At 67.7% G+C, this 24,705-nt stretch carries 19 protein-coding genes; 10 read left to right on the top strand and 9 right to left on the bottom strand.

What is annotated here, in order from left to right; genetic code table 11:
- Positions 1 to 8 precede the first annotated feature (8 nt).
- Both G333_RS0109600 and G333_RS0109595 read right to left on the bottom strand, forming a co-directional pair.
- A complete protein-coding gene (locus G333_RS0109600; protein WP_019628362.1) occupies positions 9 to 2,144 on the bottom strand; it encodes an EAL domain-containing protein in 2,136 nt (711 codons plus the stop codon).
- Positions 2,145 to 2,168: 24 nt separating this feature from the next.
- The gene (locus tag G333_RS0109595; protein ID WP_019628361.1) at positions 2,169 to 4,298 is read right to left on the bottom strand and encodes an HDOD domain-containing protein; all 2,130 of its coding nucleotides are present in this window, start codon (positions 4,296 to 4,298) and stop codon (positions 2,169 to 2,171) included.
- A gap of 208 nt (positions 4,299 to 4,506) precedes the next feature.
- Here G333_RS0109595 and G333_RS0109590 point away from each other — a divergent pair, with 208 nt between their 5' ends.
- Positions 4,507 to 5,982, top strand: coding sequence for a MinD/ParA family protein (locus tag G333_RS0109590; RefSeq protein ID WP_019628360.1), 1,476 nt, complete (start codon positions 4,507 to 4,509; stop codon positions 5,980 to 5,982).
- Between the two features lie 22 nt (positions 5,983 to 6,004).
- On the opposite strand, the gene G333_RS14835 is transcribed toward G333_RS0109590, so the two are convergent.
- Positions 6,005 to 6,181, bottom strand: a complete 177-nt coding sequence (locus G333_RS14835; protein WP_018145966.1) for a PLDc N-terminal domain-containing protein — start codon at positions 6,179 to 6,181, stop codon at positions 6,005 to 6,007.
- Between the two features lie 174 nt (positions 6,182 to 6,355).
- Between G333_RS14835 and G333_RS0109580 the strand changes: the two genes are divergently transcribed.
- Complete coding sequence (locus G333_RS0109580; RefSeq protein WP_018951260.1) at positions 6,356 to 6,805, top strand: YaiI/YqxD family protein; 450 nt, start codon at positions 6,356 to 6,358, stop codon at positions 6,803 to 6,805.
- Between the two features lie 14 nt (positions 6,806 to 6,819).
- Here G333_RS0109580 and G333_RS0109575 read toward each other — a convergent pair whose 3' ends face one another.
- Positions 6,820 to 7,026 (bottom strand): hypothetical protein, encoded by a 207-nt coding sequence (locus G333_RS0109575; protein ID WP_019628359.1) that lies wholly within the window; start codon positions 7,024 to 7,026, stop codon positions 6,820 to 6,822.
- Between the two features lie 234 nt (positions 7,027 to 7,260).
- On the opposite strand from G333_RS0109575, the gene G333_RS0109570 reads away from it, so the two are divergent.
- From G333_RS0109570 to G333_RS0109560, 3 genes are all read left to right on the top strand, one after another.
- Positions 7,261 to 7,635: a hypothetical protein gene (locus G333_RS0109570; RefSeq protein WP_019568738.1), complete on the top strand. Its 375-nt coding sequence runs from the start codon at positions 7,261 to 7,263 to the stop codon at positions 7,633 to 7,635.
- 53 nt (positions 7,636 to 7,688) lie between these two features.
- Positions 7,689 to 8,015, top strand: coding sequence for a non-heme iron oxygenase ferredoxin subunit (locus G333_RS0109565; RefSeq protein WP_018952305.1), 327 nt, complete (start codon positions 7,689 to 7,691; stop codon positions 8,013 to 8,015).
- 213 nt (positions 8,016 to 8,228) lie between these two features.
- Positions 8,229 to 10,211 carry a DUF1631 family protein gene (locus G333_RS0109560; RefSeq protein WP_019628358.1) on the top strand — a complete coding sequence of 661 codons (1,983 nt, stop codon included), beginning with the start codon at positions 8,229 to 8,231 and terminating at the stop codon, positions 10,209 to 10,211.
- A 311-nt stretch (positions 10,212 to 10,522) separates the two neighbouring features.
- Here G333_RS0109560 and cysZ read toward each other — a convergent pair whose 3' ends face one another.
- The 5 genes from cysZ to queF form a co-directional block, all read right to left on the bottom strand.
- Positions 10,523 to 11,281, bottom strand: coding sequence for a sulfate transporter CysZ (gene cysZ, locus G333_RS0109550; protein WP_019628356.1), 759 nt, complete (start codon positions 11,279 to 11,281; stop codon positions 10,523 to 10,525).
- A gap of 13 nt (positions 11,282 to 11,294) precedes the next feature.
- Positions 11,295 to 11,504 carry a DUF3185 family protein gene (locus G333_RS0109545; protein ID WP_018650312.1) on the bottom strand — a complete coding sequence of 70 codons (210 nt, stop codon included), beginning with the start codon at positions 11,502 to 11,504 and terminating at the stop codon, positions 11,295 to 11,297.
- A 151-nt stretch (positions 11,505 to 11,655) separates the two neighbouring features.
- Positions 11,656 to 12,648, bottom strand: coding sequence for an IS110 family transposase (locus G333_RS0109540; RefSeq protein WP_019628355.1), 993 nt, complete (start codon positions 12,646 to 12,648; stop codon positions 11,656 to 11,658).
- A 428-nt stretch (positions 12,649 to 13,076) separates the two neighbouring features.
- Positions 13,077 to 14,372: an FGGY-family carbohydrate kinase gene (locus G333_RS0109535; RefSeq protein WP_019628354.1), complete on the bottom strand. Its 1,296-nt coding sequence runs from the start codon at positions 14,370 to 14,372 to the stop codon at positions 13,077 to 13,079.
- An 11-nt stretch (positions 14,373 to 14,383) separates the two neighbouring features.
- On the bottom strand, positions 14,384 to 14,806 hold the full coding sequence (gene queF, locus G333_RS0109530; RefSeq protein WP_019628353.1) for a preQ(1) synthase: 423 nt from the start codon (positions 14,804 to 14,806) through the stop codon (positions 14,384 to 14,386).
- Positions 14,807 to 15,023: 217 nt separating this feature from the next.
- On the opposite strand from queF, the gene smc reads away from it, so the two are divergent.
- The 5 genes from smc to G333_RS0109505 all read left to right on the top strand — a co-directional run bounded on the left by smc (position 15,024) and on the right by G333_RS0109505 (position 24,677).
- The gene (gene smc, locus G333_RS0109525; RefSeq protein WP_019628352.1) at positions 15,024 to 18,518 is read left to right on the top strand and encodes a chromosome segregation protein SMC; all 3,495 of its coding nucleotides are present in this window, start codon (positions 15,024 to 15,026) and stop codon (positions 18,516 to 18,518) included.
- A 39-nt stretch (positions 18,519 to 18,557) separates the two neighbouring features.
- Entirely contained in the window at positions 18,558 to 19,775 is a 1,218-nt protein-coding gene (locus G333_RS0109520; RefSeq protein WP_019628351.1) for a cell division protein ZipA C-terminal FtsZ-binding domain-containing protein, read from the top strand.
- Positions 19,772 to 21,862 carry an NAD-dependent DNA ligase LigA gene (gene ligA / locus G333_RS0109515; RefSeq protein ID WP_019628350.1) on the top strand — a complete coding sequence of 697 codons (2,091 nt, stop codon included), beginning with the start codon at positions 19,772 to 19,774 and terminating at the stop codon, positions 21,860 to 21,862. Before G333_RS0109520 ends, ligA begins: the two co-directional genes overlap by 4 nt.
- 156 nt (positions 21,863 to 22,018) lie before the next feature.
- Positions 22,019 to 22,474, top strand: a complete 456-nt coding sequence (locus G333_RS0109510) for a transposase (protein ID WP_019628349.1) — start codon at positions 22,019 to 22,021, stop codon at positions 22,472 to 22,474.
- A 301-nt stretch (positions 22,475 to 22,775) separates the two neighbouring features.
- Positions 22,776 to 24,677, top strand: coding sequence for a nucleoside-diphosphate sugar epimerase/dehydratase (locus G333_RS0109505; protein WP_026340942.1), 1,902 nt, complete (start codon positions 22,776 to 22,778; stop codon positions 24,675 to 24,677).
- Positions 24,678 to 24,705: the final 28 nt, after the last annotated feature.

Below are 24,705 nucleotides of genomic sequence, written 5' to 3'. Positions count from 1 at the left end.
CGGAGAGGCTACTGGCAGGTAGTGGGTGCGGCGAAGAGGGCCTCGTTCTCCAGCAGGGTATGCAGTGGCGCCGGCTGGCCGAACAGGAAGCCCTGAATCATCGGGCACTCCAGGTCGCGCAGATAGTCGCGGTGGGCCTCGGTCTCGACCCCCTCGGCCACGATGTTCATGTGCAACCCGCGGGCCATGGAGATGATCGCGTTGACGATGCAGGCCTCGTCCTCGCGGCAGATCGTATGGGTGAAGCTGCGGTCGATCTTGAGTGTGTGAATCGGCAGCTTCTGCAGGTAGCTTAGCGACGAATAGCCGGTGCCGAAGTCATCCACCGCGATCTGCACGCCGGCGGCCCCGAGACGGTTCAGCTTGTGCACCGTGTCCGGGGTGTCGCTCATCAGCAAGTTCTCGGTGATCTCGACCTCCAGCAGGTCGGGCGGGAAGCCCGTCTCGCCCAGGATGCCGAGGAAGTCCTCGACGAAGTCGTCACGCTCGACCAGCACGGGCGACAGGTTCACCGCCAGGCGCAGTTCCGGGTAGCCGGCGCGGCTGTGGCGCTGCATTTCGCGGATGGCGGTGCGCAGGGTCAGACGGTCGAGATCCACAATCAGGCGGGTCTCCTCGGCGACCGGGATGAACTCGGCCGGGCCCAGCAGCCCGAGCGTGGGGTGATCCCAGCGGATCAGGGCCTCGACGCCCACCATATGCCCGGTTTCCGTATCCACCTGCGGCTGGTAGAGGATGTGAAACTCGTCGCGCTCGAGTGCGCGGCGCATGTCCTGTTCCAGTTGCAGTCGCCGCGGCGGATGGCCGCCCATGTCCGGGCTGTACACGCGCACACCCGTCTTGCCGCTGCTCTTCTCGCGGTACATTGCGATATCCGCATTCTTGATCAGGGCCTCGAGGTTGTCGCCGGCATCCGGGTAGATCGCGATGCCGATGCTGGCCCCGACGAACAGCTCCTGGTCGCCGATCTTGAACGGGGCCTGCAGGCTTTCCAGGATCTTGTCGGCTACCTGGATGGCGGCCTCGTTGCTGGCCAGTCCCGGGATCAGCAGCGTGAATTCGTCGCCGCCGAAGCGTGACAGCGTGTCGCCCTTGCGGATGCAGGCTTGCAGCCGCTGGCCGACCTCCTGCAGCAGGCGGTCGCCCACGGTGTGTCCGAGGGAATCGTTGATCACCTTGAAGCGGTTCAAGTCGATGAACAGCACCGCCAGCTGGGTGCCCGAGCGCTGCGCATGCGAGATCGCCACATCCACCCGGTCGCGGAACAGGGCACGGTTGGGCAGTCGGGTCAGGAGGTCGTGATAGGCCTGGAAGTTGATGAAGGCCTCGGATTCCTTGCGGTCGGTGATATCCCGTGCCGTGCCGTAGATCAGCGTTTCGCCGTTGTCCGCGTCGTCGCTGTTGCTGGACGGCCACACCGCGACCTCGAAGAAGCGGCGGGTGCGCGAAGGCGTGCCGGGCTTCAGGGCCAGTTCCACCGAGCGGATGTGGGGGTGCGGGCTGGCGGCCTGTTCGAAGAAGTATTCCGCCTTGTCGCGATCCTCGGGTTCGACGAGGTCGAACACCGAGCGGTCGATCAAGTCGCGGCGGGCATGGCCCAGTAGCTCGTGGACACGTGAATTGACGAAACGGAAGCGATGGTCGGCGCCGAGAACGAAGACAATATCCGGGGAGTTATTGACGATCACCCGGTGCAGGCGCTCGGACTTCTCCAGGCGGGCCCGCATGGTCCGATTGGCGTCTTCCAGCGCCTTGTGGTGCAGGGCATTGCGGACGGTGGCCAGTAACTCGGCGGGCTCGTAGGGCTTTTTCAAATAGTCGTGGGCGCCCTCGCGCAGCGCCCCGGCGACATCCTCCACCGTGCTGTTGCCACTGACGACCACGGTGAGGGTCTCGAGCCCGGCGGCTTGCATGAAGCGCAGCACGTCCAGTCCGTTGAGTTCCGGCATGGTCAGGTCGAGCAGCAGCAGGTCGTAGTGCTTTTCGCGCAGGGCCTCGATGGCCGCGCCACCCCCTGCGGCCGTCCGCACGGGGTAGCCCTGAATGGTCAGGAGTCCGCGCAGGCTCTCGAGCAGGCCGGGATCGTCATCGGCAATGAGGATTTTGACGGATTGCGGGTCGATCGGCGCGTCGCGTTCGGGCATCGGGGTCTCGTGGTCAGTAGCGAATCATTGTCGCGTCGTCCCTGATGCGCTCGCTAACCCCCGTGATGCGTGGGACAGTGCGATTTCGAAGCGCGTCCCTGCGCTCCCGCTGGTGAATGAGAGTCCCGCACCGATCTCCTCGGTCAGGCGTTTGACGATGCTGAGTCCGAGCCCGGCATGGCCTGTGCCCTTGGTCGATGTCACAGGCGCGAATGCCGCGGCCTGGACCTCGGCAGGGAGCCCGGGCCCCTTGTCCTCTACCGACAGGGGCACAACCCTGCGGCCGTTCACGGTGGTTGGGGCACGGGTGGCGATGGTGATCTCCCCGCCGGATGCCTGGGCCTCGGCCGCGTTCTTCAGAAGATTGATGAGGATCTGCCGCAGGTGATCCGCGGGGGCCGACAGCGGCGGATCGGAGGGAGTCAGATCCAGGTGCAGGCGGACGCCTCGTGTGCGACAGAGTGAGCCGTCCACGATATCGGCGACCTGGCGGACCAGTGCATTCAGCGAGGCCGGTCCGGTCTCCTCGTTCCCGGCAGCCTGCGGATCGCGCAGGCGCAGCAGGATGCGCCCGACCCGGTCGATTTCCTCCTTGATCAGGCCGAGCTCGTGGCGCGCTTCGTGTTCTTCGCCGAGCTTGTGGTTCAACACGCCCAGGTAGTTCTGGATGATGCTGAGCGGGTTTCCGGCCTCGTGCACCGTGTCGCGGATGCGCTGCTCGGTGGCGCCGTCCGGGGCATCCGCCGGCTCGGGTGTGGCGACCAGCGCCCGGGCGATCTCGCGTGCGAGGGAGCCGATGAAGTCCGAGCGGGCCTCCAGGGCCTGCGCCTGACTGCGGGCAAGGCCCAGGATCAGCACCCCCGCGGGTTCCTGGCCGTCGGCGAGCAGCGGAAAGCTCCACAGGATTTCGGCTTCGCAGAGCCGGAACAGTTGCTGGTCGATCACGGGCAAGCCGGCGGCGTTCTCTTCCTCGTGGAGCTGAATCTCGCGATCCAGCAGCGTATCGGTCACCAGGCTGCGCCCGGGTAGCAGCGGCAGGGTGAAATCGGGGATCTCGTCGTCCTCCACCCAGGCGGCGACGGACTGGTGATCCGGGTCGATCAGAAACAGCAGGCTGTGGTCTATGCCCAGCGTCAGGTACAGGGTGCGGCGCGCGGCGGTGCAACGCTCCTGCAGGTCGGCCGCCCTGGCCAGTTCGCCATTCATGCGTTCCAGCTCGGTCAGATCACGGACGCGGGCGGCCAGTGCGCGCTCCGCCGCGTGATCGGTCTCCTCCGGCTTTTGATCCGCCGTGGTCCGGGTGGCGCCCAGATCGATTTCCAGTGATCCGGCAATTCGCCGCACATCCTCGGCCACGCGCCCGCGCAATTCGCGGGTCAATCCCTCGTTGAGGCCGAAAAGCGTATCCGCCGCGGCCAGGGCGGTCTCGTTGCACCCGGTCGCGGAATCCTGTGTGCCTGCGCCTGGCAGACAGCCCATTGCATGCGACAGGTTGACCAGTTTGACCAGGTGATGGGCGTCGCGCACGCGCTCGGCCGGTTCCAGGTGGTAGCGCACGGCATCGGCCATGAACGGGCCCAGCCCCCAGGCCTCGAGGCATTCGCCGCCCAGTTCCCCGTAGTGTTGACTGTAGGTTGTGCGTTCGGTCTCGATCAGGTGGGGGTCGTCTTCGGCGGACTGGAGGATGGGCCAGTAATGACCCTCGTCACCGACCAGGCGGACCAGGCGCCCGATGTCGATCAGCAGTCCGGCGAGGTAGGCCTCCTCGGGCCGCGGATAGCGGGTGAGGGTTGCGAGGACCTGTGCCAGGTTGGCGGTGGTCAGCGCCCGTTGCCAGATGGTGCGCAGGTAGCCGCGATGGCGCGGTCCGAACTCGCCGAACAACTGCTGGATCGACGCGGTCAGAGCCAGGCTGCGCACGGTATCCAGGCCCAGGCTGAACAGGGCACGATCGATAGTGCGGCAGGTGGAGCCGCGATAGTAGAAGGGCGAGTTGGCGGCCTGCAGCAGGCGGCTGGACATGCCCGCGTCCTGCATGATCGCCCGGGCCAGGGACTGGAAATCGGCCTCATGGGCCTGGGTGGCGTCCAGCACCGGGATGAGCGCCTGGGGCAGGCTCGGTAGACCGTCCGTTGCCGTATTGACGCTCGTCATGCTGCTCCCCGGTCGCGTGCAGTCGGCCTGCCGCGCCTTTTGCCCTGTGTGCGTGTCCGGAACCGAAGCTCTGATGCAGTCTGTCGGATCACCACTGGTTCCTGACTATACTGAGTGGTATTGCCCCGCGCCACCGAATGGGGTAGACCGACTGTGAGTTCGCCATCATTCTTTCCCCATGCCGATGAGTGCCATGCAGGAAGCCGCGATGTCCCGTCACAGCGCCTTGACGGATACCCGTTCCGGGGTCGCCACGCGCCCGCGGGTCCTTGTCGTGGCCAGCGGCAAGGGCGGGGTGGGCAAGTCCAGCATTGCGGTGAACCTGGGGATCACGCTGGCGCGGCGGGGGCGGCGGGTCGGCATCCTGGATGGGGATACCGGCCTCGCCAACGTGAACATACTGCTGGGGTTGCGCCCGCAACAGGGCCTGGCGGAGGTCCTGGCGGGCGAATGTGGAATCCGCGATATCCTGCTGGAAGGGCCGCACGGCCTGAAGATCATCCCCGGCGCCAGTGGTATTCGCGAATATGCGGAGCTCTCCGGGGCGCATCAGCAGCGGCTGGCGGAGGAACTGGCGAACATCGAGGCGGATTTCGACGACCTGCTGCTGGATACCGCCGCGGGCATCGGTGATACCACGCTCGATTTCCTCGCGGCCGGGCACCAGGTCCTGCTGGTGCTGACGCCGGAACCGACCTCGCTGACCGATGCGTTCTCCCTGCTCAAGCTGGCGTTGCGGCGTCAGGCCCTGGATGTCCGCGTGATCGTGAACATGGTGGCGGATGTCGCCGAGGCCCGCAGCGTCTTCCAGCGGTTTGCCAATGCCGTCGAGAAATATCTGCATACCCGGGTCGAATTTCTCGGCTTCGTCCAGCGCGACGAAAGCCTCCGCTCGGCCGTCACACTGCAGCACCCGGTCGCCCTGTTCGCCGAGAATGACCCCTCGGCGCGTCCGTTCCAGCGTCTGGCGAATGCCCTGGAAGACAGCCTTCCGCATGAAGACGCGCCAGCATTCAGCCTTTTCTGGCGGCGTCGTCTGAAGCAGGATGATCCGGCTGCGCATACGTCGTTGGGGGACGCCCGTCCACAAGCCCCGGCGCTTGCTGCGGAGCCGCCCCCGGTCGACCATGCCTCGGAAGCCTCGGAAGCCTCGGAAGCCTCGGAAGCCTCGGAAGCCTCGGACGGCTTGGGCAGCGAAGAGGGTGTGCTCGGGGGATTGCGCGCGGCGTTCGACGCGGCCCTGGAGGCCTCCGAGCCCGAGGCGCTGGCGGTGGAATTGGACGCCATGCACGAGCAGTACCGGGCGCGAACAGGCCGCGCTGCGATCGATCTGATGGCACTGGTGGACGCGCTGCAGGCGGATCCGGAGGCCCATGCCGGATTGCTGGGCCGTTTGCGTGCGCGGCTTGCGCCCGCGATGGACGCACCCCAAGACGTAGCGGCGCCGGCGACCATGCAAGCCGGGGAGGGTCGACGCCCCGGGGCTGACCGTCCTCCGCCCGATTTCGGCTGGAAGGGTCGGGACGAGTCGGCCGCCAGGCCCGCTCGGGCGGGCTCCGCGTCTCGTGTGCCGGCAACCGCCTACGACGCAGCCCGTTTTGGTCCCCAGGAGGCGCTACTCGAGAGACTGCGTCAGGCGGGCGATGACGCGCCGACCCTTGCGGAGTTCCTGCGCCGGATGTGAGCGCCCGGTGCCTGGGTTGGGCCTACTTGGGCCCGAGTAGCAACCACGCGATCAGACCGACCAGGGGAAGAAACAGCAGGATCAGGATCCACAGTACTTTCACTATGGGGGTCGCGGGGCTTTGTGCGGTCCGCACAATCGCCCAGATCACGATCAGCAGCCAGATCAGGCCCAGAATGCCGGTGACTTCAATGCCCATGTAATGCTCCTTGCGAGGCTTGGCCCGGAAAGGTCAAGCATGTTGGTTGACGTCTCCCAAGCAGATAGCACGTGTACCACCCCGGCGCCAATCCGAACGGTGAGGAAATGTGCCGGGCGCCGCAAACGACTACCCTGCGCCCCGATCATTAGCGAGCTTTCGGGAAGGAGAACCATGAAGATCTGGGTCGACGCGGATGCCTGCCCCGCGGTCATCAAGGAGATTCTGTTTCGTGCGGCGAAGCGCACGGGGGTTCCGGTCACGCTGGTGGCCAATCAGCCGATGCGCACGCCGCCGTCGAAGCTGATCGACTCGATCCAGGTCGGGGCCGGGTTCGACGTGGCCGACAACGAGATTGTCCGGCGTCTTGGCACCGGGGACCTGGTCATCACCGCGGACATCCCGCTCGCCGCGGATGTGATCGAGAACGGCGGGCAGGCGTTGAATCCCCGGGGCGAACTCTATACTCCCGACAACATCCGCGAGCGCCTCAGCATGCGCGACTTCATGGACACGCTGCGCTCCAGTGGGGTCGAGACCGGCGGCCCGGCGGCGCTGGGCCCGCGCGACCGCCAGGCCTTCGGCAATGCCCTGGATCGCTGGCTTGCTCAGAACGTGAAATAGCGTCCTCGGTCTCCCTAGATGCGTAGCTGGCGGATCAGTTTCAGGGTTTCGTTGGCGAGCTGTACCCAGTCATCATCCTGCGCGGTACTCCGGGATTCCTGCGCAACGGTGATGGAATGGTCCCGGCTGGGGCTGACAGTCCCTTGGCGGTATTCCTTCGGCGAGGATGGGGCGTTGTTCCAGGTCCGCGGGGCCTGATGATGGTGGCGTGAAGAGTTCACTGGTGGGGCCGTCCTTGATCGCGGGTGTGTGCGATTTACCTGCCCAGGGTAACGGCGGCGATGCCATCAGCTTGAGCGTGCAGCTGCGAACGATAACGCTCCTGAAGCCCCGACGGGGCCGACGTCGCGCGAACGGATCCGGGTTTCCTTAGGCCCGTCATTCAGGGGTGAATGGGCGTGACATGGTGCAGTTTCGGTAGGCTGGAGCCGGATAAGCGTCGGCAGTCGCCGCGAGTGCAACTGGGAGAGAAGATCGTGCTGAAAGGGATCAATGCCGTGTGGCTGGGGCTGGCCATGACCGCCCTGCTGGTGGCTTGCGGGGGCGAGCGGGTATCGCCGGTGACCCTGGAACAGCTGGCTGCATCCGCGCCGGCCTTCAATGGCGAACTGGTGGAAACCGAGGGTGTGGTGAATCGTTTTGATGATCCGGAGCACTACTGGCTGGAAGACGACGCCATCAACCGCGTGGCGGTCAAGCCCGGGTCGGCGGTGCGTGATCACCTGGGCGAGAACTTGCGGGTGGTGGGGCGCTTCTCCTACCACCCGGAAGAGGGCCGGCGGATCGAGATCGATGCGGCCGCGACCGCGGCCCTGCGGGCGTCCCCCTGAGCTGCAAGCGCAGGGGGGCGATACCGGAAATTTTCAGAAGCAAAGGAGTCGTGATGACGGAATGGATTGATGTAGCCCCGGTGGGGACCATCGAGGATGGCGATCATCGCCTGGTGGAGACAGCGGATACCGAGGTGGCGATCTTTAACCTGGGTGGTGAATATTTTGCCGTGGAGAACCTCTGTACTCACGAGGATGTGCCCATCGCGGATGGTGAGATCGGCGCCGATGACTGCATCACGTGTCCGATGCACGAGGCCCAGTTCTGCCTGCGAACCGGCGAGGTGATGGCCGCGCCTGCCGAGGAACCACTGACCCGGTTCCCCGTGCGTGTCGAGGGCGAAATGGTTCAGGTGGGAACGCAGCCGCTGGACCTCTAAGGAACGTCTCAGCAAGGGTCTCCCTGTCCGGTGCGAAACTGCACTGGATGTCCCGCTTTGATCGCGCCTGTACACTGTGGACGGGCTCACGCTGAACTAACGCGAGCCACCACGCAGCAATACGAGGACACCTCATCGATGGCAGGCAGGGAGCATACAGACAGGGAAGCACGGGCCGCGGACCCGGCCGCGGTCTGGTCGGGTCTGTCCGGTTTGTCGGATGCCCAGCGCCAGCAACTGGTGCGCGGGATCGTCCCGCGGGTGACCGATCACCTTGAGCGCTGCCTGGAATCCGTCGCGCAGGATTGGTCCGCTGGCGGTGACGAGGCCGACAGCGCGGAGTGGGCGAACCAGCTCCAAGGCTATCAATATGTGCTGCGTCGTCAGTTCGAGGAGGCCCTGGAGCGTGACTTTGTCTCCACAACCTACCCACCCGAGTATGAATTCTCCGGTTCCAGCTACGCCGATGACAACTCCGGCCTGCAAATCCTGGACGATTACCAGTCCACCCGCCGTTCCCTGCGCCACAAGCTCGAAGGGCTGGTCCGCGAGCAGAATCGTTACTCCTGGTTCGTATTCCTCCAGGCCGCGCGCGAGGATCACCGCTTCGAGCACCCCGGCTGGGCGCCGTGGTCGCCGCTGAACTGGTACGAGCGCCTGATCGAGTCGGCCGAGGAACAGTTCGGCCGGACGGATATGACGCTGGGCCTGATGCGAGCCTACGTGCGTTGTCTGGGCCAGACGGCCGCACCGACCCTGGCCTTTGTGGTCGAGACAGTCGAGGGCTGCGGGTTGGTCAGAGAGCCGGTGTCCGAGGTCCCGGAGGGCGACTTGCCCGGAGCGTCGCCGCGTGCGAGCTGGGCCCATGCCACCCGGGAAGGGGCCCCCGCCACGGCGTCGGAATCGGCTGCCACGGAGAGCGCCGCACCTGCGGTTGGCGGAGCAGGGGGCCTTGCGGTCTCTGGTGCCGTGATGCCGGCCCCGGATGCCGGCGCGGCGGACTGGTTGCAGTGGGCCGCGGCGGCTGGCTGGCTACCATCGGGCCATGGAGTTGCGGCAGGCGGCGGTGGCACCGCGACCGCCGCCGTGGCGGGCGAAGCCACGGCGGAACCACGGATCGAGAGCGTCATCGAAAGGGTCCTGGCCGGTGTATTCGCCGAGGTATCGCGTCACCTCGATTGCCATGCAGCGTTTCGCGCAATGATGCTGGAGCTGCAGCCGCTACTGGTGCGTGCGGTTAGCCACGACCTCGAATTTTTCCACGACCCCGGGCATCCCTTGCGCGAATGGGTCGGTAGCCTGATCAATACGGGCGTACGGATCAGCCCCGAGGTCAGCGCGGACGACTCGGAGACGGTCCGCCGCTACCTGGAAGCCATGCGCCGGAGTATCGAACACCTGGGGCGTGCGATCGATGATCTGGATCGCCCTGCGGCGCAGGCGCTGGCAGACGACTGGGCCGCCGCCGTGGCCGCGGAACACGAACACTGGCAGGCGCAGGCGGCCGAGTTCACGGGGCCGATGTGTCAGAGGGAACGCGCGGCCCGCGCCCGGCGCACCCTGACGGTCTGCGTGCTGGAGACCGGGGCCGAGCTCCCGGAGTGTTCCGCCGAGCAGATCGCCGAGGCCTGGGAGGACCTGCTGGCAGTGGACGAGGCGGCTGTGCAGGTGCTGGATGGCCAGGTGCAGGAGCTCGTGCGGGCCATCTGCAACCAGGCGACCCCGCAGGAAGCGAACCCGCTGGTGCAGCGCATCGTGGCCACGGCTCGTGAGCATGGCGCCGACGAGGCGCGCGTCAAGGCGGTCGTGCAGCACCTGGGGCAGGCCCATCTGCAACGGATCCGGGCCTCCGCCGACGAGCCGCGCTTCGATCCGCAGGCGCGCATCGAAGCGCGGCGGGCCGTGCGCCTCGAGGATGACGACCCCGACTTGTTGACCGATCTTGACGATCCCTGGGTCTTCGATGCCAGCCGCATTCGTACCGGCGAGTGGTTCGAGGTGGTCGACAAGGCAACCGGGCAGTTGCACCGCGTGGGCCTGGTCTGGCGTGGCGAGGCCACCCGTGGCTATCTGTTCCTCTCGCTGGATCTTGGCGCCAGCCGGCGCCACTCCCTGCAGGGTGTGGCCCAGGAGCTGCGCGAGGGCCGCATGCGCCCGCTCCCCGACGACAACCCGCTGGATGCCCTGCTCGCCTGACCTGCGCCTTTGCGCCAAAGGTCCAAGGCCTCTCTGGCATCTCGAAGCGCACGCAGGCACGAAGAAGGGCAAGGTCCAAAGCCGTCCTGACGAGCCATGACGTGTAGGCAGCCGCCGGGTCGTAGGGTCGTAGGATGGGATGAGCACCGCGAATCCCATCAAGGAACTGGAAGGCCTGCACCCGATCGGCGATGCCGGAAGCATCGACGCGGCCATCATCGTTATGCCTTTCAGCCTCCGTGCATGCTTGCGCTAACCAGGTTTTGCATTTCTCTGTGTCCTCCTGCGTGCGCTCTGAGGTGAGAAACGCTTCAGGCGGCGTCCCGGGGTTCGGGAGCGGGTGAATCCTGGGGCAGGCGCACGCGGAGGTGGGTGGCACCGATGACGGCGGCCGGGACCAGCAGCAGGTTCACCACCGGCACCATCGCCAGCAGCGTGGTGCCGGCCCCGAAGCCGAGTGTCGCCAGGCGGTGGGCGCGCAGCGTCCGGCGCACCTCGGCGAAGTCGAGGCCGTCGTTGGCCAGTGGCGCCTCCAGGAATTCCACGGCCAGTACCCAGCTCCCGAACGTGAACCAGGCGATCGGCGCCAGCAGGTTTAGCCCGGGAATGATCGTGATCAGGAGTACGGGGATAAAAAGCAGGCCGTAGTAGCCGGTCTTGCGCAGCGCGGTTACGGTCGCGTGGCCCATCTCGCCAAGGAACGAGCGCGCCGGCTGGCGCGGTTCGTGGCCCAGTCCGAGCGCGGTGCGGTAGGCCAGCGGCCCGGAGAACGGGCTGGCGATGATCGCCGCCAGCGCGACGGCGGAGACCCCAAAGGCCACCAGCAACGCCAGTGCGAACAGGGGCCACAGTAGCCAGGCGAGCCAGTCCCAGCCGCCGGGCAGCCAGGCCGCCAGAAGGGCCTCGAAGCCGAGCCCGGCGGCTGTCGCAAGCCCGATCACGACCAGGATGTTGATGATCAACGGGCCGATCACCAGACCGCGCAGGCCCGGGTCGAATACGCGCGCGAGCCCGCGAAACGGCGCGAGGAAGGCGAGCAGCGGCGTCAGGCGGAGGGTGCCGGCTGGCACGGATGTGCCCTTCTTAGCGGCGCACCCCAAAGATCGCGAGTACGAGGCCCACGACGGACATGATCCCGCCAGCGATCAGGTACATGCGCGTGTCTTCCGTATAGCGCCCCATGAACTCCTGGTGCAGTTCCTCGCCCAGGCTTTCCGTGGCGTTGTAGCCCATCACCAGCAGGATGATGCCGCCCACCAGCAGTGCAATGCCGAGAATTCGCGTCCAGTGCATGTCGTATCCCCTTGTTGTTGGGTGCCTCCCCCGAATGTAGCACCGATCCGCACCCTCGGCGTCATGGCAGAGCACATCGTGGGACGGGTTTTGTGGGAACGGCCTGCCCGTGCCTTGTTCTGGCAAACAGCGCCGTAGATACCGTCTTGCTCTATGAGGTGCAAGGCATGTCATTACGGGGTTGATAGGGGGTTTGCGACTTGAGCACGCCGAAGGCGATGTGCAGGAGCTTGCGCATGGCCGCCCCGATCGCCGCCATCTTGGCCTTGCCCCGCCTCAGGAGGCGGTGATATTGGTGCCGCACGTCCGGGTTGTAGCGGGTGGCCACCACAGCCGCCATGTAGAGCGTCTTGCGCAGCCGGCCCGAGCCGGCCTTCGCCAGCCGCGGGGGCCGCTGGATCGAGGTCCCGGACTCCTGATGGACCGGTACCAGCCCATGGAACGCCGCCGCCTGCCGGGCACTCGTGAACGTGCGGCTGCGCAGCGTCGCCGTCATGGAGGCGGACAACACCCGGCCGACCCCGGGGATGCTCTCCAGCAAGGCCCGATCCCGCTTCAGGTGGTCGTGAGCGTCGAAGTGATCATCGATCTGCTGCTGGAGCCGACGGTGTTCCTCACGCAGGGCCTGCAGGACGTTGTCGATCGACGCCTGGGCCAGGGTGTCCTCGCTGAAACGCGCCTTCTCCAGGCGGTTCTCTTCGCGCCGCATGTCCTGTTCCAGAGCCTCCAGGCGGCTGAGCAGGCGCTTGAGTTCCCGTACCTCCGGCGGTTCGGGCTGCCAGCGCCGTGGTGCGCGTTCGATGCCGTAGCGGGCCAGCATCATGCTGTCCTTGCGGTCGGTCTTGTTGCGCACCCCCATGCCCTTGGCATGCGAACGCACCTGGGCCGGGTTCAGCACGTGGACCTGCACCCCCTGATCATGAAGCCAGTACGCCAGCGGCTCGTGGTAGATGCCGGTGGCCTCCAGATACACATGGAGCCCCTCGGGGGTCTCGCCGGTGTTGCGCTCGAGCCAGTGCAGCAGCTCCGGGTAATGGTCCTGGCGGTTCGGGAACACTTTGGGCTTCACCTTGCCCGCCTCCAGATCCCGGACCCACATGCAGTCGAGCTTGTTCTTGCTGACATCAATGCCAATATGAGCCATCTCGTCCTCTCACCTTGTCCGTACAGCCTCACCCGTCCCTCACGGGGGGCATTGGATACCGTTCAAACTTCGAGATGAAAAAGGACTCGGGGGCCCATCTACGAAACAGGTTCGTGACCTCAGGATGCGATCGGGTTACCCCGAGCCCGGTACGGTTCATGGTAGCGATCCGTGAACCGCAAGACACAAGGATGCGACGAGCGCAGCGAATCGCATCAATCACCGGGGGGCTGAGCAATGATGCGATTCGCTGCGCTCATCGCATCCTACGTTTGTTGTCCGAGTCCGGCTTTGTCGGGGGCTTCGCGGCCAAGGCCGTTCCCACAAGATCCCCTCATGGAATGGGTGGCCCCACCCGGCATCGCGGTCGGCTTGCAGGCGAAGCCCCGGCCAAAGCGGGCGATTGCCGAGCCTCTCGGCCTGGCCGGTCAGCCCGTGAAACCCGGCTCCAGCCCCACGCCGATGCGCGCGAGCCGGGCGGCGCCGCTGGCGGCATCGTCGTCCTCGGCCGTGGTCACCGGCAATCCCAGGATCCGGCTGCGGAGGCGTGTCCACACGGGGTTCTGGGCGCCGCCACCCAGGGACACGACACGCTCCACGTGCGGGGCGCCCAGCTCGGTCAGGCGTTGGTAGCCGTCACGTTCCACGCGGGCAATCCCCTCGAACAGCCCCTGCAGGAAACGCGCGTCGTCCTCGGGGCGGGGCGTGAGGCGGGGTTGCAGCTCGGGGTCGTTGACCGGGAAGCGTTCGCCGCAGCGGGGCAGGGGGAGATAGTCGAGCCCGCTGTCGGTCTCGGGGTCGATCGCGGCGCTCAGCCGCTCCAGGGCCGCATCATCGAAGTGCTGGCGCAGTACTGCGCCGCCGCTGTTGGAGGCCCCGCCCACCAGCCAGCGCCCCAGCAGCCGGTGGCTGTAGATCCCGAGTTCCGGGGCGTAGATCGGTTCCGGGGCCAGCTGCTTGATCACCAGCGTGGAGCCCAGGCTGGTCACGCCCGTGGTGTCGTCGCCCACACCGGAGGCAAGGAACCCGGCGATGCTGTCGGTGGTGCCGGCGACCATCCGGCAGGCCGGGTTCAGGTGCAGCGATTCCGCCATTTCCGGGTCCAGCGGGCCCAGCACCGTCCCGGCCGGGACCACCTCCGGCAGTAGCGAGGCGTCACTGCCCAGGGTCTCCTGCAGCCAGTTCGGCCAGCCGCCCCACAGCGAGTCGTAGCCGAGCTTCAGGGCGTTGTTCTCGTCCATGCGGTCGAAGCGCCCGCGCAGGCGTCCGGTAACCCAGTCGGCCTGGTGCAGGACGCGGCGCACGCCGGAGAGCCCCTCGTGGCGCCGCAGCCACAACAGCTTGGCCGCCGATGAGCTGGGGCTGTGCACGGCGGAGTCCGCGGGCGCGACCCCGGCCAGTACCGACAGCATGTCGGTGGCCCGGGCATCGTTGTACATCAGGGCCGGATGGGTCGGGCGTCCGTCGGCATCCAGACGCAGCAGGGTGGCGGAGGTGCCGTCCACCGCGATGGCGGCGGGCTCGCCGTGCAGATGCGCGGCCGCTTCACGCAGCAGCTCGCGCACAATGGCCCACCACAGGGCCGGGTTCTGTTCCGCCCGCTGCTCGTCGCCCCCGACCGACGCCGGCAGTGCCCGGTGCGCGCCGTGGATGCGCGCCCCCTCCGGGTCCAGCAGCGCCAGCCGGATCCCGGAGGTGCCGAGATCAATGCCGATGGCGTGCATGGCAGGCTCGGTCAGCCGTTCATGTCCAGCGGGCTGCGCGTCGGCGCCGGCAGGTGCACCGGCTCCGGGGGCGTCCAGCCGGGCTTGCGGTGTTCCGCAACCACGGTGGTATAGACGCCGCCACGTACGTTGAAGTACGAGGTTAGTCGCATGTAGCGCGGGTCGGTCGCCGCCACCAGATCCGCCAGGATGCGGTTGGTGACCGCCTCGTGGAATGCGCCCTCATCGCGGTAGGACCACATGTAGTTCTTCAGCGACTTGAGCTCCACGCATTGGCCGTCGGCCACATACTGGATATGAATCTCGGCGAAGTCCGGCTGCCCGGTGGCGGGGCACAGGCAGGTGAATTCCGGGATGCGGATATAGATCGCGAAATCGTTCTCCGGCGCCGGGTTGTCGAAGGTTTCCAGGGTCTTGCTCGGCTGGCTGGGCATGGGTTTGTCGCGTCCTTGGTCGTTCCTGTGGGAGCGGGCCTGCCCGCGAAGCCCCCGCCAAAGCGGGAGGCAAGGAAGGCTTGGCGTGCAGGCGCGCCGCAGGGTTTTGTATGGTTTCGTGAAGCGGTTCGTTTGTCGAACGGGTAGTGGGTCACGGTAAAGGGCTAAGCGTGTACCATTCTAACCCCGACTTTCCTGACCGCGGATAGCGCCGAACGTGCGACTCGCCCGAATCAAGCTGGCCGGCTTCAAGTCGTTCGTGGACCCGACCACACTCGTCCTCCCCGGCAACCGGGTGGGCGTGGTCGGGCCGAACGGCTGTGGCAAGTCCAATACCATTGATGCCGTGCGCTGGGTCATGGGCGAGTCCTCGGCCAAGCACCTGCGCGGGGACTCCAGCGAGGACGTCATCTTCAACGGCTCCTCCAGCCGCAAGCCGGTGGGGCAGGCCTCCATCGAACTGGTGTTCGACAACTCCGACGGTCGCCTGGGCGGCGAGTACAGCGGCTACGGCGAGATCGCCGTCAAGCGTGCGCTGACGCGTGACGGCCAGTCCAAGTACTTCCTCAACGGTCAGCGCGCACGCAAGCGCGACGTGGTCGACCTGTTCCTCGGCACCGGTCTGGGTCCGCGCAGCTACGCCATCATCGAGCAGGGCATGATCGCGCGCCTGATCGAGGCGCGCCCCGAAGAGCTGCGTGTCTACCTGGAAGAGGCCGCCGGCATCTCCAAGTACAAGGAGCGCCGCCGCGAGACCGAGAACCGCGTGCGTCATACCCGCGAGAACCTGGAACGCCTGGACGACGTGCGCGACGAGGTGTCCAAGCAGGCCGAGCGCCTGAACCGCCAGGCCGCCACCGCCGAGCGCTACCAGGCGCTGGCCGCCGAGCGCCGCCGCAAGCGCGCCGAGGCCATCCTGCTGCGCCTGCAGGCCCAGGAGCAGGAGACGGAGGCCAGCCGCGGCCGCCTGAACGACGCCGAGACCGCGTTGGCTGCGAGCCAGGCCGAGGCCCAAAAGGCGCAGACCGGCACCGAGCAGGCACGCCAGGAGCGGGTCGAGCTGGAAGCCGCCACCACCCAGGCACAAAGCGCCTATTACGATCGCGCCGCCGAGGTCTCGCGCCTGGAGCAGTCCATCCGCCATGCGGAGGACGAACTGGCGCGCGAACAGGCCGAACTGCGCCAGCTGGAAAGCCGCATCGAGGCCGCCGCCAGCGAGCACCAGGCGGTGGAGGCGCGCATCGCCCAGGCGGAACAGGAGAGCACGCAGCGTAAGGAGGCCGCCACGACCGCCGAGGGCGAGCGCGAACGCCTGGAGGCCGCCGCCGAAGGCGCCGAAACCGAATACCAGACCGCACGCGAGGCACTCACCGAATGGGAGCGCTCGCTCGCCGAGCCGCGCCAGAATGCCCAGCTCGCGCGCTCGCGCATGGACAATGCCGAGCAGCTGCTCAAGCGCGTCGCCCAGCGCCGGGAACGCGTGGAGGCCGAACGAGCGGCGCTGCCGCAGACCCATCCGGGCACCGAGGCCGACCGCCTGGACGCGGAGCTCACCGGGCTGCGCGAGCGCTTGCAGGGGCTGCAGGGCGAACGCGACCAGCAGCAGGCCGCGCTGGCCGATCTCGAACAGGCCCAGCGCGAGGAGCAGGACACCCTGCATGCCACCGAACGCGAGGCCCGCGAGGTCGCCGGGCGCCTGGCGGGGCTGGAGCACTTCGCCGGCGAGGACGACCCGCAGGAGACCCGCGCCCGCCGCGAGGCCTGGGCGCGCGAGCACGGGCTGGACCTGTCGCGCCCGCTGGTGCAGCAGCTGGAGGTCGCCGAGGGCTGGGATACCGCGGTGGAGATGGTGCTGGGCACCTGGCTGGAGGCCGCCGTCACCGATCAACCAGAGACCGCGCAGGATCTCCCCGAAGCGATGCTGCGCCTGGTTGGCAGGGAGCTGTCGCATACGCCGCAGGCGCCGGCGGGGAGCCTGGCTGGACAGGTGCAGGGCTCCCCGGTCGTCACGGGCTGGCTCGCCTCGGTGCATTGCGCCGACGACGCGGACGCTGCCCGGGCGCAGGTGGCCTCGCTGGGACCGGGCGAGAGCGTGATCACGCCGAACGGCACCTGGCTGGGCCCGGGCTGGGTCGCTCATCGCACGCTGGAGGGTGGGGCCAGCGGTGCGGTGGCCCGGGTCCGCCTGGCGCGCGAGCTGCAGGAACGCCAGGAGGAACTGAACACGCAGGTGAGCCGGCTGCAGGCTGCGCTGGAAGAACGCAACGAGACCATCGCGGCCACCCGCGCCCGGCGCGAGGCGCTGGACGGGCAGATCCGCGAACAAAAGGCGCAGATCGAGGACCGTGAGCGCCGCGTGCAACGCCTGCGTGACCAGGCGCGGCAGCTGGAGCAGCAGCAGGAACGCATCGACCGCGAGGCGGGCGAGCTGGACGACGAGGCCGCGCGCGCCCGCGAGCAGTTCGCTGGCGCGGAGGCCGAACGCAACCAGGCCCTGACCCGCATCGAGACCCTGGAGGCCGACCGCGCCGCTCTGGAGGCGCGGGTCGAGGCCGCGCGCACGGCCCAGACGGGCGCCCGCGACGCGGTGCGCGCGGCGCGCGACACGGCCAACCAGGCGCGCATGGCCGAGCAGGAGGCGCGCCATCGCCTGGAACGCGAACAGAACGAACGCGGGCGCCTGGAGCGCCAGCGCGAGGACGACGCCCAGCGCCGCGAGCGCCTGGCGCAGGGGCTCAGCGACCGCCAGGGCCCGCTGGAGCAGTGGCGCGCAGACCTGCAGACCGCGGCGGAACAGCGCCAGGCCGCCGAGGCCCGCCTGACCCAGGCGCGGGCGGACCTGGAGGCCTGCGACGCGCGGCTGCGCGAGCTGGCGAGCACCAGCACCGAGCTGGGCAACCGGGTCGAGGCACAGCGTTCCACCTGCGAGGAGCTGCGTCTGGACCTGCGCGAACGCTCGGTGCAGATCGAACAGCTCAAGACCCAGTTCCAGGAATCCGGCTTCGCCGCCGAGGCCCTGGCGCCCGAACTACCGGAGGACGCGACCGTCCCCGCCTGGGAACAGGCGATCGGCGAACTGGATCGCAAGATCGAGAAGCTCGGACCGATCAACCTGGCGGCGATCGACGAGGCGCGCAGCCTGGAGGAACGTTCGCGCTACCTGGAGGAGCAGCACGCGGACCTGATCGAGGCGCTGGAGACCCTGGAGGCGGCGATGCACCGCATCGATCGCGAGACCCGGGCCCTGTTCAAGCAGACCTTCGACCAGGTGAATGCCGGGCTCGGGCACAAGTTCCAGCGCCTGTTCGGCGGCGGCGAGGCGCGGCTGGAGATGACCGGTGACGACCTGCTGGATACCGGGGTCACCATCATGGCGCGCCCGCCGGGCAAGCGCCTGTCGACCATCCACCTGATGTCCGGCGGCGAGAAGGCGCTCACCGCCTCGGCCCTGGTGTTCGCGATCTTCGAACTGAATCCGGCGCCCTTCTGCATGCTGGACGAGGTGGATGCCCCGCTGGACGAGGCCAACGTCGGACGCTTCTGTGATCTGCTGCGCGAGATGTCGGAGCAGATCCAGTTCATCTTCATTACTCACAACAAGGCAACGATGGCCATGGCGGAACAGCTGATCGGCGTTACCATGCACGAGCCGGGCGTGTCGCGCCTGGTTAGCGTGGATATCGACGAGGCTGTGGAACTGGCCGAGGCCTGACCGTCGGTACCGGGATCAACGAGGTTTTTTGTGGATTGGATGCGTATCAGCCTGGTCATTTTGGGGATTGTCCTGATCGCGGGGATCTGGGCCGCCCATCGTCTGCGCGCGCGGGCGCAGCAGCGCGATATGGAGGACGATGCGGCGGACTGGGGCGACGAGGCCGTACATATCCGTGCCAGTGACGAGCCGGGCGACAAGCGCTGGTACGAGCCGGCCGAGCCCGGGGACTCCGCTGAACCGGAGGCCGGCTGGGGCGATCCGCTGGATACCGGCCGCAGCGTTCGCACCGGCGGCGCGCGCGAACCCGCGTTCGACGAGCCGCGCATCCCCGGCGCGGCGCACGAGGAGCGCCACGAGCCGCACCTCGGCGTGACCGCCAACGACGACGAGCCGGATCTGGAACCCGACTACGGCCGGCGGGGTGAACGTGCCCAGGATATCTACGGCGTGCTGGACAGCGACGACGAGCCCACGCCGCCTCCGCCGCACGGGGCGTTCGAACCGTCGCCCGAGGATCGCTCGGCCCGGGCCCGGCGCAAGGGTTCGGCCAGCGCCCCGGTCGAGCGGGCCCGCGAGGCGTTCGGGGGGCTGGGTGCACGTCTGCGCTCCGGCATGGATCGCCTGCGTCCGGGCAGGCTCAAGCCAACGCGCGCCCATGACACCCTGGGCGAGCATCTGGATCCGGACCACGAGATGAACCCGGACCTGATCGAACAGCCAGCGCCGGATATGGAGACGCTGGGCGAATACGTGTCCGAGCCGCGCGTGGTGGGGCGCAATCCGAGGGCCGAACGCCGCCCGTCGGAGGAGAAGATCCTGCTGCTGCATGTGGTTGCGCCGCGCAACAAGCCGTTCACCGGCGTCGCCCTGGGTGCGGCGATGCAGCGCGCCGGAATGACCCCCGGCGAGATGGATATCTACCATTTCTTTGAACCGGAGACGGATGCCGGCGTGCCGCTCTTCTCCGCCGCCAACATGGTCCCGCCCGGCACCCTGCGCGAGGAAGACCTGGCGGACATGATGACGCCCGGCGTCACGCTGTTCACCCAGGTGCATCGCAGCGCCGAGCCACAGCGCGCCTTCGAGGCGTTGCTGGAGCACGCCCACGTGCTGGCGCGCGATCTCGGTGGCAGCATCCTGGATGCCCAGCAGTCCACCGCGACCAACCAGACGCTGGCCTACATGCGCGAGGACCTGAGCGACTGGCTGCGCCGCCACCGCCCGGATGTGCTGCGCCGGCGGAGTACGCGGTGAGCCGGTCGGGTTCGCCTGCCTCGCAGGCTGGCTCGACGGATTCTCCGAAGACGCGCATCGACGCGCTGCGGCGCCAGATCGAGCATCACAACTACCGCTACTACGTGCTCGACGACCCCGAGGTCTCGGACGCCGAGTTCGATGCCCTGATGCGCGAGCTGGAGCAACTGGAGGCGGACCACCCGGAGCTTGTTACCCCCGATTCGCCCACCCAGCGCGTGGGCGCCACCCCGGCCGAGGGCTTTGCCACCGTCCGGCATCGCCTGCCGATGCTGTCGCTCGCCAATGGCTTCGAGGCGGACGCGATCCGCGACTTCGACCGCCGCGTGCGCGAGCGTCTGGCGAAACAGACTGGCGACCCGGCGCGCGGCGAGGGTGCCGTCACCTACATGGCCGAGCCCAAGCTGGACGGCCTCGCCATCAGCCTGATCTACGAGAACGGGCGACTGGTGCAGGCCGCCACCCGTGGCGATGGCGAGACCGGCGAGGACGTGACCGCCAACGTGCGCACCGTGCGGCCGATCCCGCTGCACCTTGGTGACCGCTTCACTGACGATGCCCCGCGGGTACTGGAGGTGCGCGGCGAGGTCTTCATGCGCCGCGCCGACTTCGAGCGGCTGAACGCCGGGCTTGAGGCGGACGGCCAGCGCGGGTTCATGAACCCGCGCAATGCCGCCGCCGGCAGCTTGCGCCAGCTGGACTCGAAGGTGACCGCGCGCCGCCCGCTCAGCTTCTTTGCCTACTCGGTGGGCTTTGTCGAGGGCGGGACCCTGCCGGACACCCAGTCCGGCACGCTGGACTGGCTGCAAAGCCTTGGCTTCCCGGCCTGCCCGGAGCGCGAGGTGCTGGAGGGCGTGGACGCCTGCCTCGAGTACTACGAGCGCCTCGCCACGCGGCGGGCGGGGCTGGATTACGAGATCGACGGCATCGTGTACAAGGTGGATGCCCTGGCCGACCAGCAGGCGCTCGGCTTCGTCTCGCGTGCGCCGCGCTGGGCGATCGCCCACAAGTTCCCGGCCGAGGAGCGCACCACCACCCTGCGCAATGTCGAATTCCGTGTCGGCCGCACAGGCGCGCTGACACCGGTGGCGCGCCTGGAGCCGGTGCTGGTGGGCGGGGTGATGGTCAGCAACGCGACGCTGCACAACATGGACGAGATCGCGCGCAAGGATGTGCGCATCGGCGACCGCGTGATCGTGCGCCGCGCTGGCGATGTGATCCCCGAGGTGGTGGGCCGCGCTGGTGGCGAACGCCCCGCCGATACCCGCGCCATCGAGATGCCCGCAACCTGCCCGGAGTGCGACTCGCACATCGAGCGTCCGGAGGGCGAGGCGGTGGCCCGCTGTACCGGCGGGCTGGTCTGCCCCGCGCAGCGGCGCGAGGCGCTCAAGCACTTCGTCTCGCGCCGCGCGCTGGACATCGAGGGCTTCGGCGAGAAGATCATCGAACAGCTGGCCGACGGCGGCGTTGTGCAAAGCCCGGCGGACCTCTTCGCGCTGGACGCCGAACGCCTGGAGGCGCTGGAGCGGGTCGGCCCGAAGCTCGCCGCGAACCTGGTCCACGCCCTGGAGCAGGCGCGCGAGACCACGCTGGCCCGCTTCATCTTCGCGCTGGGTATCCGCGAGGTGGGGGAGGTCACCGCCCGCAACCTGGCCGAGTACTACGGGAACCTGGACACGCTGATGCAGGCCGACGCCGAGGCGCTGCAGGAGGTTCCCGATGTCGGACCCATCGTGGCCGAGCACATCGCCAACTTCTTCGCCGAGCCCCACAACCTCGAGGTCATCCGTGCCCTGCGCGAGGCCGGCGTGCACTGGCCCGATCCGCCCCGGCGCCCAGCGGCGGAGAAGGACGATGCCGCGCCGCTGGCAGGGAAGACCTATGTCCTCACCGGCAGCTTCGACACCATGACCCGCGACGAGGCCAAGGCCGCCCTCGAGGCCCGCGGCGCCAAGATCACCAGCTCCGTCTCCAAAAAGACCACCGCCGTCATCGCCGGCGCCGACCCCGGCTCCAAGGTCACCAAAGCCGAATCCCTCGACATCCCCATCCTCGGCCCCGACGACCTCGCCCAACTCCTCGCCTGAGGCAATTTGGGCTGTCGCAATTTCACTGTGGGAGCGGGCCTCGCCCGCGAAGCGCCTGCCGGTGTTGGGCTTGGGCGGGAGGCATTCGCGGGCAAGGCCCGCTCCCACAAAGCTCGTTCCTGCAAGTAAGTGCTTCAACAAGTCAAGGAGGTTGGAATGCCACGGAAGGCACGAACGCACCGTCTGCGCCTCGGCCGTTTCAGCGAGCCGGGGCGGGTCTATCTGATCACCGCGGTCTGTGCTGATCGGCAAGCATGGTTTTCGCAATTCGACCAGGGTCGCTGCGTCGTTCATGCGTTGCGCGATCTGGAAGGCGCGGCGTCGACGCTCTGTTTCGTGGTCATGCCTGACCATGTGCACTGGCTGATGCAGTTGGAAGGGGGTGACCTCTCCAGTACCGTGCAAAAGCTCAAGAGTCTCACTACCCGCCGGATTGGGCTGCTGCGGAGGTGCACGTGTCGAGTGTGGCAGAGCGGCTTCCACGATCGCGCATTGCGCCGGGAAGAGGATCTCCAGGCGGTCGCCCGCTATGTGGTGGCGAACCCGCTGCGGGCAGGGCTGGTCGGCAATCTCGGTGATTACCCCCTGTGGGATGCGGCCTGGCTGGAGTAAGCGGCTGAACGGACTTTGGCGGGGGCTTCGCGGCCAGGGCCGCTCCCACAGTGAATGAGGCAGGGAGCGGGGATGGAGTCTGCTAGCGGTAGCGGCCCTGTGGGAGCGGGCTTGCCCGCGAAGCCCCTGCCAGCGTCGGTTGGTGGCAACACTCTCGGCCGTGAGTGCATTTTTATAACGGCTTGCTTATGCTCCGCACGCCGCGATGGAGAGCGGGTGCGTACACTTTCTGTAGTGTAATTCGGGCTGTTTTTGTGGACGGGAGAGTCGGGCGAGACATGCCGGAACGGTGTTGCAGATCATGCTGAGGAAGGGCCTGGAAAGCTTGTTCAAGCTACCGCGCTCGAAGAAGCGCTGGCTCATGGTGATGGCGGATACCGTCATGCTGCCGCTGGCGTTGTGGTCCGGCTTTGCGATCCGCCTGGCCGAGCCGTTCCCGCCGATCATGCTGGAGACCTGGTGGCTGTTCCCGCTGGTGGTCCTGGTCGGTATTCCGCTGTTTGTGAGGCTGGGGCTTTATCGGGCCGTGGTGCGGTTCATGGGATCGCGCACCATCTGGGCCGTGGGGTCCGGGGTGGTGGTTCTGGCGTTGGTGCTATGGACGGCCGCGATGCTGGGACGGGTCGAGGGCTTCCCGCGTTCGGTGCCGATTAACTTCGCGATCGTGGCCTTCATCTATGTCGGCGGCAGCCGCTTCCTGGTGCGCACGTGGTATCGCTCGATCATCGAGGCGGGCGCGGGTGCCGAGCCGGTGGTCGTCTTCGGGGCGGGCGAGGCCGGCGTGCAGCTCCTGTCCGGGCTCAAGGCCGGGGGCCGGTTTCGGGTGGTCGCGTTCGTGGACGAGGACCGCAGCCTGCAGGGGAGTTCGATCGACGGGATTCCCGTCCATAGTCCGGATCGTCTGGAGCGCTTTGTGTCGCGTTTTCGGGTCAAGCGGATGCTCCTGGCCATCCCGTCCGCGACGCGCCAGGAACGCCGGCGCATCCTGGAACAGCTGGAACCGCTTCCGGTGTACGTGCAGACGGTCCCGTCGATGGAGTCGGTGGTTTCCGGGCATGCGAGCCTGGAACAGCTGGAAGATGTGGACATCGCCGATCTGCTCGGGCGCGACCCGGTACCCCCGGACCCCGAGCTGCTGACCTGCAGTGTGCACGGGCGGGTGGTGATGGTGACCGGCGCGGGCGGTTCCATTGGCTCCGAGCTGTGTCGGCGCATCATTCGTCTGGAGCCGGCGGCGCTGATCCTGTTCGAGCGCAACGAGTTCGCGCTCTACCGCATCGAGCGCGAGCTGCAGGAGTACTCGGCGCAACTGGAGCAGTGCCCGGCCATCCACGCGGTGCTGGGCTCGGTGGCCAATGCGCGGCGTGTGGCCTCCGTGCTGGCGGACTACGGCGTACAAACGCTGTACCACGCCGCGGCCTACAAGCATGTGCCGATCGTCGAGGCCAACCTGATCGAGGGCGTGCGCAACAATGTGTTCGGTACCGCGGTGCTCGCGGAGGCAGCGCTCAATGCCGGCGTGGACCGCTTTATCCTGATATCCACCGACAAGGCCGTGCGCCCCACCAACGTCATGGGCGCCACCAAGCGGCTGGCCGAGATGGTCCTGCAGGACCGCGCCCGCGAGAAGCGCGGGACCATCTTCAGCATGGTGCGCTTCGGCAACGTGCTGGGTTCGTCCGGCTCCGTGGTGCCGCTGTTCCACCAGCAGATCCGCGATGGCGGCCCGGTGACGGTGACCCATCCGGAGATCACGCGCTACTTCATGTCCATCCCCGAGGCGGCCGAACTGGTGATCCAGGCCGGCGCCATGGCCGAGGGCGGCGAAGTCTACGTGCTCGACATGGGCGAGCCGGTGCGCATCGTGGATCTGGCGCGGCGCATGATCTACCTGCATGGGCGTCAGGTGAAGGAAGACGGCGTGCCCGAAGACGGTGTGGAGATCGTGTTCACCGGCCTGCGTCCGGGCGAGAAGCTCTACGAGGAGCTGCTGATCGGCGACAACGTGCTGGCCACAGGCCATCCGCGGATCATGCGCGCACGCGAGGACTGCGTATCGGCGAAGGACCTGCACGCTGCCCTCAATCAGCTGGACCAGGCCGACCGCGACATGGACCCCGAGCGGGCCTGCCGCACCATCCGCGCTGTAGTACACGAGTACGCTCCGGCCAATCACCCACCGCAGGAACGCGTGGCTGGGTAAGGCGGGCGTTAACCTTGTCTGCCCCCGC

This window comes from Thioalkalivibrio sp. AKL10, from assembly GCF_000381845.1.
Taxonomy (GTDB): Bacteria; Pseudomonadota; Gammaproteobacteria; order Ectothiorhodospirales; family Ectothiorhodospiraceae; genus Thioalkalivibrio; species Thioalkalivibrio versutus.
Note: the sequence above shows the minus strand (reverse complement) of the source record. Positions and strands in the feature narration are given on the sequence as shown.